Below are 16,015 nucleotides of genomic sequence, written 5' to 3' on the forward strand. Positions count from 1 at the left end.
TACTACTGATTCTTTAATTCTTCAAGTTCTTCCCAACGCTCAAAAGCGGCTTCAAGGTCAGACTCGAGTTGGGCTAAATGGTTCAATTCCTTGGCTGTTATATCACTGTCTTGCTTGAAAAAATCTTCATGACTTACTCGTTCTTGTTGTTTTTCAAGTTCAGCTTCAAGTTGCTCCATTTTATTAGGTAGTTGCTCTAGTTCAAGTTTTAATTTGTAAGAGAGTTTATTTGCTTTGTTATTGCTTTTAACTGGCGTTGGCTCTGTTTTTTCAACTTTTTTGACTGGCTGCTTTTGCAACTCTTTGTGCTGCTCCGCCAAATAGTTGGTATACGCTTCATAATCACTGTAGCCACCAACTATATCAGTGACTTTGCCGTTACCTTCAAATGCCCAAACACTCGAACAGGTATTATCAATAAACTCTCGGTCGTGGCTTACTATAAGCACAGTACCTTGATATTGGTTAATAATATCCTCAAGGAGCTCTAATGTTTCTATATCTAAGTCATTGGTAGGCTCATCGAGCACTAATATATTTGAAGGTTTCAAAAATAACTTGGCTAATAACAATCTGTTTTTCTCACCACCTGAAAGTGCTTTTACCGGTGTACGAGCACGTGCTGGCGGAAATAAAAAGTCTTGTAAATAGCCTAACACGTGACGTGAGCGTCCGCCCATCATCACTTCTTGCTTACCTTCAGCAACGTTATCTTGAACGGTCGCTTCTTCATCAAGCTTCTCACGGTACTGATCGAAATATGCAAACTCTAAGTTAACACCTTGCTTTATTTCACCACTGTCTGCTTTTAAATCACCAAACAACAATTTTAATAGCGTTGTTTTACCAATACCATTAGGCCCCACCAAACCAATACGATCGCCACGCATCACTAAGGTAGAGAAATCATCAGCTATCACTTTGTCTTTAAATGCATGATTTAGGTGTTTAGCTTCAAATACTAGTTTACCTGAACGATCCGCTGTTTCGATATTGAAATCAGTTTTACCTACTTGTTCCACACGTTGTTTACGTTCATTACGTAATTGTTTCAGCTCACGAACACGGCCTTCATTACGGGTTCGACGGGCTTTAACACCTTGGCGGATCCATGCTTCTTCTTCCGCTAAGCGTTTATCAAACAATGCATTTTGTGTTTCTTCTACTTTTAAATCATGCGCTTTTTGTTCTAAGTAAGTTGCATAATCACCAGGATAAGAAATTAGTTTACCGCGATCTAAATCTAAAATACGTGTAGCAACAGCTCGAATAAAAGCACGGTCATGCGATATAAATACAATACCGCCTTTAAATTCTTTTAGGAATTGCTCTAACCACATTACACTTGTCATATCCAAGTGGTTAGTAGGCTCATCGAGCAGTAATAAATCAGGCTCACTCACTAAAGCACGCGCTAATGCAACTTTACGTAACCAACCACCAGAAAGCGACTCAAGTTTCGCATCAGGAGTTAGCTCTAATTGAGTAAGTACAAGTTGAATTCGGCTATCAAAACGCCAGCCATCTGCCGCCTCTAATTTATTAGATAAACGCTCTAATTTATTTAATAGTTGATCAGTGCAATCTGTTTGCAATTGTGTGCTTACATGATGAAAGTCAATAAGTAAGTTAGCAATTTCGGGCATACCTTGGGCAACATAATCAAATACAGTGCCACTTGCCCCTTTAGGTGGATCTTGCTCTAAACGCGATATTTTTAAACTACCAACTTGGTTTATTTCGCCATCATCAAGTATTAGTTGACCGTCGAGTACTTTTAAAAGCGTTGATTTACCTGCACCATTGCGACCTACAATACACACACGTTCGCCACTTTCGATTACTGCATCTGCATTATCAAGTAATGGGTGTGTACCGTAAGCTAATTGTGCTTTTGAAATTCTAATTAAATCCATAGTTAATCTTTACTCTTATTCTGCTTGCGCTAAAAACTGCTGCGCCTGAGGTGCAGTAAAAGGCCAAAATAATTGTTGGCCTTGTTGATTTTTTAAAACCGGAATGCTTATTTGATACTCTAAAATTAATACGTCATCGCTCATAATATCAATAAGTTGTAATTCATCGGTTGATGAAAGTAACGGTTTTAACAGCTGCTCTGCTTGCTCGCACAAGTGGCAGCCGTCGGTGTGATATAAAATCCACTTAGCCATGTTTAATTAACCAGCTATTATGAATTTTTTTATTTCGTTTAAAGTCAGGAGATAAGGTTTTTTCAGAAATATTTTCTGCTTTTAACCCTAACCCCATCAAGCCAACTTCATCCATTACAAAACCGCGTTTATTATTAGAGAATATTAGCGTACCCGATGGGCTCAATATTTTTTTAACCCAAGTTAACAGCTTAATGTGGTCGTTTTGCACATCAAACGCGTCTTTCATTCGTTTAGAATTTGAAAAAGTAGGCGGATCTAAAAAGATCAGGTCATACTGCCCTTGTGCATACTCTAGCCATTTTAAACAATCAGCTTGCTCAAAACGATAACGTGTATTGCTAATATCGTTAAGCGCAAAGTTATCTTGCCCCCACTTTAAGTAGGTTTTAGATAAATCAACGGTAGTAATCGCTTTTGCGCCACCAATGGCTGCATGTACTGAGGCGGTTCCTGTGTATGCAAACAGGTTCAAAAAGCGCTTATCTTTTGCGTTTTCTTGAATGTAACGACGTGCAAGGCGATGATCTAAAAATAGCCCCGTGTCTAAGTAGTCAAATAAATTAACTTTAAACTTAGCACCAAACTCTTCTACTACCATGGTTCTATTTTGCTTGGCCATGGGTGTATATTGCTCTTCACCTTTTTGTTTTTTACGTACTTTTACAGCAATATTTTCAGGTGCAATATCAAGTTGTTGTGCTGTTAAGCTAATAACATCTTGCAAACGCTTCTCTGAAGTTTTTTCATCAATCTCTTTCGGTGCTGCATATTCAAAAATAACCGCCGAGTCACCATAAATATCAACCGCAACGTTGTATTCAGGAATATCTGCATCGTAAACACGATACGCATGGACTTGATTTTGCTTAAGCCAATTTTTTAAACCTTGCTTGTTCTTTTTCAGGCGATTAGCAAACGCCATCGAGCCTTCGAAGTTTAAAGCGGGTTTGTCATCAGAGGTAAGGCTGACTTGCTTGTCATCAAGTTGGTAAAGGTTTAATTCAACATCAAGGGGGCCATTTTTAAATTTATAGCGTTTTTGCTTCACTAATTTAAGTAATTTAAACAGGCTTTCATCCATGCCCAGTAGAGCGAGTTTCCAATGATTAAAGTGCTTTTTAAAACCAACACCTAGACTACGATGCAGGTTTACAAGTTCAGCCATAGAACCAATACGCTCACCATAAGGTAAGTTAGAAATAACAACACCCGGCAATTTTGCAACGCTCGTCAGTTTTGTCGCATCGCTTTGCTTAAATTTAATCACCGTCTCAAGCTCAGCACGCTGCGCATTAGCAATCGCTTTATCAAGTACTTGTGCATCGTAATCATGGCCAATTAACCATAATTTAGGATCAGTAATATTCGCTAAAAGTTGCTCTTTAAGTTCTTTGAATTTTGCCACTCTAAAGCTGGGTAAACGCTCAAACGCAAATCCTTCACGGAATAATCCAGGCGCTTCATTACGTGCCATTCCAGCCGCTTCTATTAAAATAGTGCCGGCACCACAACATGGATCGAATAGTGGTTGATTGACATTTTCGAGCCAGCCACTACGTTTTATTATTGCCGCAGCTAAATGCTCTTTTATGGGTGCTTTGCCTTGACCTTGACGGTAACCACGCTCTGATAAACGCGGCCCTGAGTAATCAATATAAAGTGAAACGCCATGACGATTTAAACGTGCAACCACTCGCACATTGGCATCTTGCTTATCTACATTTGGTCGCTGTTCAAATAAATCGTTAAAGTAATCAACAATCGCATCTTTAATTACTAAACCAGAAAACTGGGTATTTTTAAGTGAATCGTTTGTGCCATTAAAATCAACAGCAAAAGTTTGTGTTGGGCCAAACCATTCTTGCCAAGGTTGTAAGCGTGCAAATTTGTACAAGCTGTCTTTGTCATTTACGCCTTCTTTTTCTTCAATAAGCATAAGTACACGCGTAGCAAAGCGTGTAGATAAACACACTTTTTGCGCTAGCAATGAGTCAGCCTCAAAGCGAACAGAACCCACAGTTTGCTTTGACACCGTAGCGCCAAGTTCTGTAAGTTCATCAACCAATAAATTTTCGATTCCGATAGAAGTAAGTGCGATAAATTGCAAAGTAAAAACCCTTAATAGCTAATTGCGCGGGATTATAACATAGGTTTGCGTACAAATACGCCTTAAACAAGCCTCAAAGACTAAATTAGGCTAAGCTGTTTGGCTATCGTACTGTGAGGTAATTAAGGGGTGAACTCGGTTGTTTAAAACGCGGATAACTTCAAACTGGGCAAGTGATAGATTGTCATCTAGTGCAAAGGTTTCGCTTAAATTAATGCACACAGAAGCATCTGGACAATGCTCTATAATTAAAAACTCGCCAGTTTGTGATTCTGAGCTTAAATTAATAACCGCTTCAGTACTAGGTGTACTACCAGTATACGGTTTAAAAAACCAACTTTTTGCCAACACTGGTTTTAATTGAAATTTAACTGCCGTTGCATTGAGCGCTATTTGGCATAACTGGGCAGGGTTCCATAAATTAAACTGCGCAAGGTAATAATAAACTTGCTCATAAAAGGCTGCATCTTCAAGGCTGAAGTATGGGTTTTCAAAAGCACAATCGGTGAGCTGTCTAAGCTTATAAGGTGTACAAAGTTGCATATCGTCATTTAAATCAAGCAGTAAGCGGTTTTTTTCAGCACACGCTATCCACTGCCATTGCTTTGACGCTTGTAACATTTGCTCCTCCCTACTTAGTACTTAAAAAATAAAATAAGACAATAAGCTTAGAGTATAGCTGCTTTTGACCATTTTTAAAACGTCTTTTTAGAACATTTATCGAACGATCAAAAGCTTACATAACTGATCCTTATAAGTCGTTAATGATCGACTTGACCAATTGCGGTCCTTTGTATATGAAACCGGTATAAACTTGAACTAAATCTGCACCTGCATTAAATTTTTCTTTTGCTGATTTAGCATCATCAATCCCCCCCACACCAATAATAGGTAACTGATTGTTTGTTAAACGCTTAAGTTCAGAAACAACATGGGTTGAACGCTCTCTAACTGGCGCTCCTGATAAACCGCCTGCCTCATCAGCATACTGCTGACCTTGCACTAAGCTACGCTCTAAGGTGGTATTAGTGGCTATAACACCATCAATTTTATTATTTAACAGTGACTCGCTCACTTGTTCAATTTGAATTGGATCTAAGTCTGGCGCAATTTTCACCAACATAGGCACTTGTTTATTGTGCTTAGCAATTAAATCAAGCTGCTCGTTTTTCAAGCTTTGTAATAAGTCATCTAATGCTGCGCCATATTGCAGGTCTCGTAAGCCAGGGGTATTGGGTGATGAAATGTTTACAGTGATGTATGATGCATGCTCAAACACTTTACGCATACAGTGAATGTAATCATCTTTACCCTGCTCATTTGGTGTATCTTTATTTTTACCAATATTGATACCTAAAATACCATCGTATTTAGCTGCTTTAACATTGTTAACTAAATTATCAACACCTTTGTTATTAAAGCCCATACGATTAATAATCGCATTTGACTGCGGCAACCTGAATATCCGCGGCTTATCATTCCCCGCTTGAGCACGCGGTGTTACTGTACCCACTTCTACAAAGCCAAAACCCATTTGAGCGAATGCCTCAATACACTCCGCATTTTTATCAAGACCTGCAGCAAGCCCTACTGGGTTTTTAAATTCGAGACCTAAAAAGTTCACTGGTTTATTTGCCACGCTTTGTGACCATGCAGCACTTAATGGCGTGTTAGCAAAGCGACGTAAGTTATTAAGAGCAAAATCATGGGCCCACTCCGCATCACGGGTAAACATAAAACGGCGAGCTAAATCGTAGAACATGAATATAATCCTCTTAAAATTGTAGACAAAAAAATACCTCAGACAAGGCTGAGGTATTATATAACAAAAACTGTTTAACGATTAGTTTTAATCATTAGCAGTTTGTTACTTTGCTGATGTATCACAGTTGTGACCAAGTAACATGAGCTCTCTTAATGCCACTGAGAACTTAGCAAAATCGTGACTTTGCGATGTTTTAAACTCTGTCAACATTTGCTTCCAACGTTGAAGTAACAGATCTTGACTATCCATCCATTGTTCAATTTGACCATCTACATCACTGCTTTCACCTTCAAAGCTGTTTAATACCACTTCTGACAAGGTGCGTTGCTGCCAATCTAACTCTTCACGATATGATGCACGCGCTAATGCCTGCCAATGGTTAGAAACCGGTTGATTAGTGATTTGATCTAAGAACCAATGTAGTCCCATTTGCGCACCTAATTTAAAGTAAGTGTGCGACACCATATCGATTTTACGATTAGAGTTTTGAGCAATTTGCGTTAAATCCATTACCGAGAACAAGCTTGATAACGACACAATGCGCTGTGCGATATCTGTAGGTACACCGCTTTGTGTTAGTTCTTCACGGGCACTTACAATACGATCGCTTTCTGTTTTAACGATGTATTTAGTTAAGTTTTCACTTAAATCGGCAAATGTTGGTGAGAAAATTTCAATCGCTTGCTCAATTGATTGTGCTTTGGTGCGATGACGAAGGAACCAACGTGTAGCGCGACGAACTGTACGACGTAACTGGTATAACATTTCTGTTTGTACGTTCGATGGTATTTTATTATCTAAATCACTAATAGATAACCATGTTTCACGCATTTGGAAAATTTCACTTGCGATTGAATAACACAATGCAATTTCAGCTTCGTTTGCACCGGTTTCTTCATTCATTCGCACCATAAAGTTTAAGCCCATATCATTAACAATATTATTTGCTAACTTAGTGGCAATAATCTCTTTGCGTAGTGGATGATTATCCATAGCATCATTAAACTTCTCACGTAATGGGCGCGGGAATGATTTAACTAATAACTGACGGTAATATGGATTCTCAGTAATTTCATCCGTTACCAAAGACTCTTTTAGCACCATTTTCGCGTAAGAAACTAATACAGATAGCTCAGGGCGAGTTAAATCTTTACCTGCAGCGGCGCGCTCTGCCAACTCTTCATCGGTAGGAATAAACTCAATTGCACGGTCTAGCTTACCGTCTTTTTCAAGTGCATGAATAAAGCGAATTTTTTCTTTAAGCGTTGAGGTCCCTTTAGATTGAGTGATCGACAAAGTGTGCGTTTGACGATAACAATCTTTAAGTACTAATTCAGACACTTCATCGGTCATTGAGTAAAGTAACTCATCACGTTGCTTACGCGTTAAGTCGCCCTCAGCAACTAAACCATTAAGTAAAATTTTAATATTTACTTCGTTATCTGAACACGCAACACCACCTACGTTATCGATGAAGTCAGTATTTACACGACCGCCTTGAGCTGCAAATTCAATACGACCTAATTGAGTTGCACCTAAGTTACCGCCTTCGCCAAATATTTTAGCACCAAGATCTTTACCATTAATGCGCAGCGCATCATTTGCACGATCCCCTACATCGGCATCCGTTTCTTTCGAATGCTTGATGTAAGTCCCTATACCACCATTCCACAATAAATCATGGTCCATCATTAATGATGCTTTGATCAATTCATTCGGTGTCATGCTGGCTTTTTTAGTGCCTAACATCTTTTTCATTTCAGGGGTCAGCGTAATCGACTTAGCAGCACGCGAGAAAATACCACCACCGCTTGAAATTAGCTCTTTATTGTAATCTTCCCATGATGAACGTGGTAAATTAAATAAACGTTCGCGCTCTGGATAAGAAGCTGCTGCATCTGGGTTTGGATCAACAAAGATATGTAAGTGATTAAACGCCACTTGCAAGCGAATGTGCTTTGATAACAGCATACCGTTACCAAATACGTCACCGGCCATGTCCCCGATAGCTACTGCTGTAAAGTCTGTGGTTTGACAGTTAATATCCATTTCACGGAAATGACGTTTTACAGACTCCCATGCACCACGAGCCGTAATACCCATCTTCTTATGGTCATAACCTACAGAACCACCTGATGCAAACGCATCACCTAGCCAGAAGTTATATTCGTTTGCGATGCCATTGGCAATATCAGAGAATGTTGCTGTGCCTTTATCCGCTGCTACTACTAGGTACGCATCGTCTTCATCATGGCGTGTAACATCAACAGCAGGTACAATTTCACCACGGTCAATATTGTCTGTGATATCTAATAAACCACGAATGAAGATTTTATAACATTCTTGGCCTTCTTTAATAAACGCTTCACGTTCACTAGGTAGTTGTTTACATACAAATCCACCTTTTGAACCTACCGGTACAATCACGGTATTTTTAACTTGTTGCGCTTTTACTAAGCCAAGTACTTCTGTACGGAAATCTTCACGACGATCTGACCAACGCAATCCACCACGGGCAACTTTACCAAAACGTAAATGCACACCTTCAACACGTGGAGAATAAACAAATATCTCAAACGCTGGCACAGGTAGTGGGACTTCTGGAATTAAACTTGGCTGAATTTTAAGTGAGATGTACGACTTAAATTTGCCTTCAGCATCTTTTTGGAAGTAGTTAGTACGTAATGTAGCAACAATCATATCAACGTATAAACGGATAATACGATCATCATCAAGGTTCGCTACGTTTTCTAACTCTGCATAAATTTCTAAGCCTAGCTTTTCAAGTGTTTTAGCACTTGCAGGGCTTTTTACAGAGAACTTTTTAGAGAATAAGTTAACAATTTTAGCGGCAATATGCGGGTAATTTGCAAAGGTACTTTCAATATACGTTTGCGAGAAAGTAACCCCTATTTGGCGCATGTATTTTGCGTATGCACGTAAAATTGATGATTCACGACCCGTTAAACCACCCATTAACACTAGACGGTTAAAGCCATCGTTTTCTAAACGGTTTGCCCATACACTGGTTAATGCAGCGCGAAAACGTGCAGAGATCTTATCAAAATCAGCCATCCCTTTGCTGTCAATTAGCATAGAGAAATCCATGACCCAATTTACGCCACCATCACTAGTTTTAACCGAGTATGGTGTTTCACCTACAACACGTAGACCAAAGTTTTCAAGCATTGGCATAACATCAGATAAATGAATTGGCTCATCTTTATGGAATAAGCTTAAACGCACAATATTGCTGCTTGCTTCTTCTTGTGGACGATAGAACAACATTTCTAACTTGTTCTCATCGCTTAGCATTTCTAGCTTTTCAATATCGACCACTGCAGCGCTAGGTAATACTTCTTCTTTGTATGAGCGGGCAAAGGCATTGCAATATTTACGGTTTAATTCATTACCACGGGCCTCACCAGCAGATTCAAGTAAGGCTGATTGTAATTTATCTTCCCATGTACGAGCGGCTTCTATTAGGTTGTTTTCTATGTCTTTCACGTTATATTCAATATTGTTGTCGGTCACACGAACAGTGTAATGGGTACGCGCCAGTGTAGACTCAGAGAAATAGGTAGTAAATTCGACTTTAACGTCAGAATTAAATGCGTTAGCTAAAATAGCTTGCGTTTCGCGGCGAAGCGCTGTGTTATAACGCTCACGAGGTACATAAACCATGCATGATAAAAAACGGCCATATGCATCTTTACGAACGAATAAACGACACATGTCGCGTTCTTGTATTTGCAATACGCCCATGGCAACTTCTAGTAACTCATTCTCACGAGCTTGTACCAGTTCGTCACGTGGGTAGGTTTCTAATATATTTAATACGGCTTTGTATGCATGTGTCCCTTTAGCGAAGTCACACATGTCCATAATACGATTAATTTTACTTTTAAGAACCGGTACATCAGCAGCGCTATTGTTGTAAAAGTTTGATGAAAACAAACCGATGAAACGATCTTCACCAATAACATTGCCTTTGTCATCAAAACGTTTTACACCCACATAATCTATGTAAGCTGGGCGATGAACGCGAGACAATGAATTAGTTTTAGTTAAAATTAATAGGTTACTACTGCGTGCTTCTTGGCGAGCCACTTCAGGTAACTCAGAAAGCAAACGTGTATGCTCAGCATCAGAGTTTTTCATTAACCCTAAGCTGGTATCCATTTTACCTTTTAATTGATAGTCGCCCTGAACTGGTGAAAGTTCATATTGGCGGTAACCCATTAATGTAAAGTTGTCTTTTACTAGCCAATCTAAAAACTCAACGGTTTCATTTATTTCATTGTCATTTTTATCTTTATGGCTTTTTGGCAAGCTTTTGCTTACCGCGATTAATTTTTCGCGAATAGGCTGCCAATCTTCAACCGCAACCGATACATCAACAAGTACTGATTCAAGCTCCTTTTTGAAAGACTCAATAACAGTTGCATCTGTTTGACGGTCAATTTCTATAAAGAATACAGTTTTTGTTGATGTTGATTCTTGCTCTGCTTTTAAGCTTGATAACCCAGATATTTTTTCGTTTTTATCACGTTGAATTTTCAGTGGACTATGAAGAAGTAAGTGAGAGGCGATGTTTTCTCGTGTCATGGCCATACGTACAGAGTCAACTAAAAACGGCATGTCTTTAGCAATGATCTCTACAATGGTATGTGATGACTGCCAGCCATCTTTTGCCACTTCAGGGTTGAAAACGCGAATAACTGCGTCATCTGATGTATTTTTTTCTAGCGAATTCCAAAGGCTGAGTGCAGCACCATATAAGTCACTGTCGTTGCGATTTGCCAAATCCTCTTTAGACATATTGCTGTACAAGGCTTTGGCGAATTTCTCAACGAGTAACACATTATCAGCGCGAACTTTTTTCTGGATAAGCTTACAGACGTTATCTAAAATAACCGAGGCTTGGCCTTCATTTCGTGTCATTGTATGTTCCTTAATCTATCACTGCTAGTTTAGCAGAATATTTGTACAGCCATTTATTAGCGTGGAGTCAGTTAAATTCTAACCCTTTTAAAACTAATAAACAGCCTTTTCGATGAAAACATTTTAAGCATTTCAGCTATTTGGTCATCTATTCACAAAATATAGATATAAATGGCCATTACTGGCCATTTTGGAGCAAATTTATTCACCTTATTTTTTCTGGTCAGTCCAGAGCAAGCTACCAATTGCAGGTAAAAGTAATACAGCACCCAACATATTTACTAAAAACATGAAGGTAAGCAGAATTCCCATATCAACTTGGAACTTCAAATCAGAAAAAATCCACGTACTAACACCAATTGCTAATGTAATACCAGTAAATAACACCGCACTACCACGTTCAACTAATGCATTACGATAAGCAATACTCAATGGCACGTTTTGTTTTAACTGCCCCATCATCGATGACAAAATATAAATACCGTAATCAACACCAATACCTACGCCCAAAGCAATTACTGGTAAGGTTGAAACAGTTAGACCAATCTCAAGCTGAACCATAAGTGCTTGCGCAAGAGTGGAGACTATGTACAAGGGTAATACCACTGCAACAGTCGCTTTTACACTCTTAAAGCTAAGTAAGCATAAAATAATGACCGCACCATAAACATAGAGCATCATAGGGATTTGCGCAGCTGAAACAGACTCATTCGTTGCAGCCATCACACCTACAGGGCCAGATGCCAATTTGAAAGCAAGCTTGTCTGTGCCCTCTTCAACAGCAAATTGTTTTACCTTTGCAATCACGTTATCAATAGTTTGTGCTTTATGATCATCTAAAAATATAATCACGGGCATTACTGAACAATCACCGTTTAATAACCCTGTGCTGGTTTCAACGCGAGAGGTTGACTGCACCAAACTGGCAGAATTGCGTGGCAAACTTTGCCACTTTAAATTACCCTCGTTATAACCGGCATTAACTGATTGTGCCACTGAGCTTAGGCTGACCGCTGATTGTACACCGGCTAAATTTTCAACCTTATACTGAAAGCGCGATATACGCTCCATGACATCATGTTCAGTACACGCTGCAGGATAAGCCTCTACAATGACTTTTAAAATATCAGATGAAATTGTGTATTTGTCCGATATTAAGAAAGTATCTTGGTTGTAACGTGCATCTTGGTGCAATGATGGTGCCCCAGCATGTAAATCACCAATACGCATTTTGTCTGCTTGCCAATAGCCCAGTGCAAATAAAACCAGAGTGAAACCAATAATGATTTTTGCTGTTTTTGGGTCGGTTGCTTTAACCAACAAATCGCGCATTGCATCGAGTATGTTCGGTTTATTAGCATCACCTGATTGAATATGGATGCTGTTTTCAAAGCGCATATACGACGCCCACACTGGCAACAAAATCAGATTAGTAAATATAATCACTGCCACACCTAAACTCGCAGTAATAGCAAGTTCACGAATAATACCGATATCAATGGTTAATAGGGTTAAAAAGCCAACCGTATCAGATAACAACGCAATCCCGCCAGGCACAAGTAAAGCCCTAAAGCTTGATTGGCAACATATTGCTGTAGACTTACCTTCAGCAACCTTTTTACCAATGGCGTTAATCATCTGCACACCGTGGCTTACGCCAATAGCGAACACTAAAAATGGAACTAAGATAGACATAGGATCAAGACCAAAGCCTAAACTAGAAAGCAATCCTAACTGCCAAATTACCGCAATAATTGAACACACAATCGGTAAAATAGTGAGTTTTAAGCTGCCACAAAATAGCCATACCATGACAAAAGTAAACGCAATTGCAATGGCAAAAAATAATACAACCCCTTTTGCGCCCTCGGCTATATCGCCGGCCATTTTTGCAAAACCAATAATATGAATACTGATCTTTTCGGTACTTAGAGGCTCACGAATTTCGCTTTCTAATTTTTTTGCAAAAGCGAGAGTGTCTAATTTTTCTTGTGTTTGCGGATCAGTCTCCAACAGTTGGGCGGTGACCATAGCACACGAATAATCGCTTGCTATCATACGACCCACTACTTTGGCCTTTTCAATGTTCTCTTTAACAATTCCTAAGCCTTGCTTATCGGCTTTAAAGTTGGCTGGTATAATAGGCCCGCCAGCAAAGCCATCTTCAACGACTTCAACAAAGCGCGCACTAGGTGAAAATATTGAATTTACTAAAGGACGATTTACTCCTGGAATAAAGTAAAGTTGGTCATGCACAGCTTTTAATTGAGTAAAAAATTCAGGGTTAAAAATATCACCACTGTCATCACATACTGAAATTAAAATACTATTAGCGCCGCCAAACTGTTTTTCATGTTTGGTGTACACCTTCATATAATCATGGTTAAGCGGAATATTTTTATTAAATGACGCATCAAGCTGAATCTGCGTTGCTTTAAAAACCAATAAACAGGTGATCAACACAAAACTTATGAGCACCACTAAGCGGTGTCTAAAAATCGCTTTTTCTAAAAAATCTAAAATTGCTTGCATTAAGGGGTCAACTCCTTCACTTTAATGCCGTTTTCTGTTGCCATGATCAGTTTATCTTTAACAATCACGCCATCAAGAATCGCTTTACCATCAGCTAACTGCTCGTACGACAACACATCATCTTTAAGGTGAAAAATAACACCGCTATTAGCCAATAATAGCCATTGTTTATTATTATAATTAATGATGCTATTTACAGTAGCTGTTTTATCATTGTCTAAGTGCTGCCAGTGCTGACTGTCGGTTTTATTTAGGAAAATATTACCACGTAACCCCGCAACAATTTGTTGCGATGAATCTGAAGCAAATCCAAAAAATGAACCAGGGTAAATTTCATCTAAACGTTGCCATGTTTGGCCATCGTCATCACTTTTTGCCATTAAGCCCATCTCACCGACCAGCATTAAACCCGAACTAGTCGGTTCAATGCGATTAAAGTGAGGTAATATAGACGAGGTTTCTATTTCGTAACCCTCAGGATCGGTTTGTTTTAAATCATTTAAATAATCTCTATCTTCACTAAATAACAGCGAATCTAAAAAGCGTTTTTGCCAATGTTTTCCGCCATCACTTGTTTGATAAAACATACCGTAAGCGCCAACCGCATAGCCATTTAAGTCATCTTTAAAATAAATATCTAAACAGGGTTTATCTAAGCTTGGTTTTGCTTGTTGTAACTGCCAGTTTTCGCCACCATCGGTGGTATTAATAATTGTGGCGTCATGTCCACATGCCCAGCCATTAGAATCATTAGTAAATTCAACCGCTGTTAATAATACTTGTGTAGGTACCGATTTCGCTTGTTGCCAATCGCTACCATCAATACTTTTAATGACCGTCCCATGTTTACCTACAGCAATAAGCCCTGCTGAAGTTTGGGTAATATCGGTAAGGAGTGTTTTATCTGCATTAATTGCGCTAATCGCACTTTGAGGTGCGTCTTGTGCAAAACTCGCACCGCTTAGGATCAGGCTGGCATAGACCAAATACTTCATAAATTAAATTCGCCTTGAACTGAGGATTTGTTTGTCTGTTATAAAGAGGAAAACCTGTGCGTTAATAGACAAACGCGATGTGAAAGAAAAAAGGCACCTAGGAAACTAGGTGCCTGCTTTTATACTATCTGCCAGCGCGACGTAAAGCGCTCGATGTAAACTCATTGTCATTAAATGACTGAGAAAAGTCATACATCTTTTCTTGGTTATCTAGACCAATGGCTAAGTAGCGACGTGAATTAAGATCGTGGTATACCTCAAGCGTACTCCACTGTGTCGGTACTTCATAGTAGTTAAGACCATAAGCCATTGCTACACGATAAAGTTGGTCACGATTATCGTAAATATCGGTAACATGTACTTGCCAACTGTCTTCGTCAATGTAGAAAACACGTTTTTTGTAAATATGACGGGTGTCATCTTTTAAGTTTGCTTCAACAACCCATACACGGTGTTTTTCGTAACGTGTATGCTCAGGATTGATATGACCAGGCTTTAAAATATCATCATAAGTTAGCTTGTCGCTGTGAAGCTTGTAGCTATTGTATGGGATGTAAAGCTCTTGCTTACCTTTTAGCGTCCAGTTATAACGATTTGGCGAGCCGTTGAACATATCAAAATCATCAGTTGTACGTAAGCTATCTGCTGCTGTACCCGGTGCATCGTATGCTACATTAGGTGCACGACGCACACGGCGTTGACCTGAATTGTACGTCCACGCTTGGCGCGGCGTTAAAATTTGGTCCATAGTTTCATGCACCAATAACGCAGTACCCGCCAAACGGGCTGGCTCTGTCACTTGCTGTTTAAACTTAAACAAAATATTAGAATCTTGTAGTTCAGCTGGAGTAGCACTTGGATCTGAATATTTAACTAATAACTGCTCATCAAAACCAACATAGTTATATGAACCCGATGCCGTCGGTGCTGCCTGACCACCAAAACGCTCAATAGACTGACCACGATAACGCAGTAAATGGTTCCAAATTGCTTCTAAACCCGTTTTAGGGATTGGAAATGGAATACCAATAGCTGTACTTTTAATACCATTTCCGCCTTCAACTAATTCAGCAGACGTTGCAAACTTTTTGGTTGCATCGTACACAAATTGTGGAAAAGACGCAGAACGACGGGTTTCATACACTGGCATTTTAAACGTATCTGGGTACGCTTCAAATAACGCGATTTGTCCTGGGCTTAAGTTTTCTTTGTATTTATCAATATTACTTTTATCAATAGTGAATAATACTTTATCGGTTGCATAAGGGTCCAAGTGGTGCATACCCGGTTCATAACCTGCTGGAGCAGCAGTAATACCGCCATTCCATGCTGGGATTGAGCCATCAGCATTCGCTGCTTTTTCCGCACCAATTGGACTTAAGTCTTTACCAAGGCGCGCAGCTTCTTCTGGGCTAATTTTAGCCAGCGCTGCGTGGCTTGCAAACAAACTACAAAACGCTGTAGCAATGAGGGTAGGTTTTTTAATCATAATAATGTT

Annotated in this window: 9 protein-coding genes; all 9 read right to left on the reverse strand. The window is 39.3% G+C overall.

Going from position 1 to position 16,015, the window contains the following annotated elements; all coding sequences use genetic code 11:
* Window positions 1-2: 2 nt before the first annotated feature.
* Entirely contained in the window at window positions 3-1,916 is a 1,914-nt protein-coding gene (gene uup / locus CWB77_RS11870; protein ID WP_138622867.1) for an ATP-binding cassette ATPase Uup, read from the reverse strand.
* Window positions 1,917-1,931: 15 nt separating this feature from the next.
* Entirely contained in the window at window positions 1,932-2,171 is a 240-nt protein-coding gene (locus tag CWB77_RS11875; protein WP_109874592.1) for a glutaredoxin family protein, read from the reverse strand.
* Complete coding sequence (rlmKL, locus tag CWB77_RS11880; RefSeq protein ID WP_109874591.1) at window positions 2,164-4,281, reverse strand: bifunctional 23S rRNA (guanine(2069)-N(7))-methyltransferase RlmK/23S rRNA (guanine(2445)-N(2))-methyltransferase RlmL; 2,118 nt, start codon at window positions 4,279-4,281, stop codon at window positions 2,164-2,166. Before rlmKL ends, CWB77_RS11875 begins: the two co-directional genes overlap by 8 nt.
* Before the next feature lie 90 nt (window positions 4,282-4,371).
* A complete protein-coding gene (locus CWB77_RS11885) occupies window positions 4,372-4,902 on the reverse strand; it encodes a cell division protein ZapC (RefSeq protein WP_054201007.1) in 531 nt (176 codons plus the stop codon).
* A 130-nt stretch (window positions 4,903-5,032) separates the two neighbouring features.
* On the reverse strand, window positions 5,033-6,043 hold the full coding sequence (gene pyrD, locus CWB77_RS11890) for a quinone-dependent dihydroorotate dehydrogenase (protein ID WP_138622869.1): 1,011 nt from the start codon (window positions 6,041-6,043) through the stop codon (window positions 5,033-5,035).
* Window positions 6,044-6,148: 105 nt separating this feature from the next.
* Window positions 6,149-10,990: an NAD-glutamate dehydrogenase gene (locus CWB77_RS11895; RefSeq protein WP_138569707.1), complete on the reverse strand. Its 4,842-nt coding sequence runs from the start codon at window positions 10,988-10,990 to the stop codon at window positions 6,149-6,151.
* A gap of 210 nt (window positions 10,991-11,200) precedes the next feature.
* Window positions 11,201-13,522, reverse strand: a complete 2,322-nt coding sequence (locus CWB77_RS11900; protein ID WP_055012082.1) for an efflux RND transporter permease subunit — start codon at window positions 13,520-13,522, stop codon at window positions 11,201-11,203.
* A complete protein-coding gene (locus tag CWB77_RS11905) occupies window positions 13,522-14,517 on the reverse strand; it encodes a WD40/YVTN/BNR-like repeat-containing protein (protein WP_138622871.1) in 996 nt (331 codons plus the stop codon). Before CWB77_RS11905 ends, CWB77_RS11900 begins: the two co-directional genes overlap by 1 nt.
* A 124-nt stretch (window positions 14,518-14,641) precedes the next feature.
* Entirely contained in the window at window positions 14,642-16,006 is a 1,365-nt protein-coding gene (locus CWB77_RS11910; protein ID WP_010390152.1) for a DUF1329 domain-containing protein, read from the reverse strand.
* Window positions 16,007-16,015 lie beyond the last annotated feature (9 nt).

Origin of the sequence: Pseudoalteromonas sp. S1610 (assembly GCF_005887465.1) — a bacterium.
Taxonomy (GTDB): Bacteria; Pseudomonadota; Gammaproteobacteria; order Enterobacterales; family Alteromonadaceae; genus Pseudoalteromonas; species Pseudoalteromonas undina.

Excerpts from the sequence above, each read along its gene's own strand:
- uup (WP_138622867.1), bottom strand. The coding sequence starts at position 1,916 with ATGGATTTAATTAGAATTTCAAAAGCACAATTAGCTTACGGTACACAC.
- CWB77_RS11875 (WP_109874592.1), bottom strand. The coding sequence starts at position 2,171 with ATGGCTAAGTGGATTTTATATCACACCGACGGCTGCCACTTGTGCGAG.
- CWB77_RS11885 (WP_054201007.1), bottom strand. The coding sequence starts at position 4,902 with ATGTTACAAGCGTCAAAGCAATGGCAGTGGATAGCGTGTGCTGAAAAA.
- pyrD (WP_138622869.1), bottom strand. The coding sequence starts at position 6,043 with ATGTTCTACGATTTAGCTCGCCGTTTTATGTTTACCCGTGATGCGGAG.
- CWB77_RS11895 (WP_138569707.1), bottom strand. The coding sequence starts at position 10,990 with ATGACACGAAATGAAGGCCAAGCCTCGGTTATTTTAGATAACGTCTGT.
- CWB77_RS11900 (WP_055012082.1), bottom strand. The coding sequence starts at position 13,522 with ATGCAAGCAATTTTAGATTTTTTAGAAAAAGCGATTTTTAGACACCGC.
- CWB77_RS11905 (WP_138622871.1), bottom strand. The coding sequence starts at position 14,517 with ATGAAGTATTTGGTCTATGCCAGCCTGATCCTAAGCGGTGCGAGTTTT.
- CWB77_RS11910 (WP_010390152.1), bottom strand. The coding sequence starts at position 16,006 with ATGATTAAAAAACCTACCCTCATTGCTACAGCGTTTTGTAGTTTGTTT.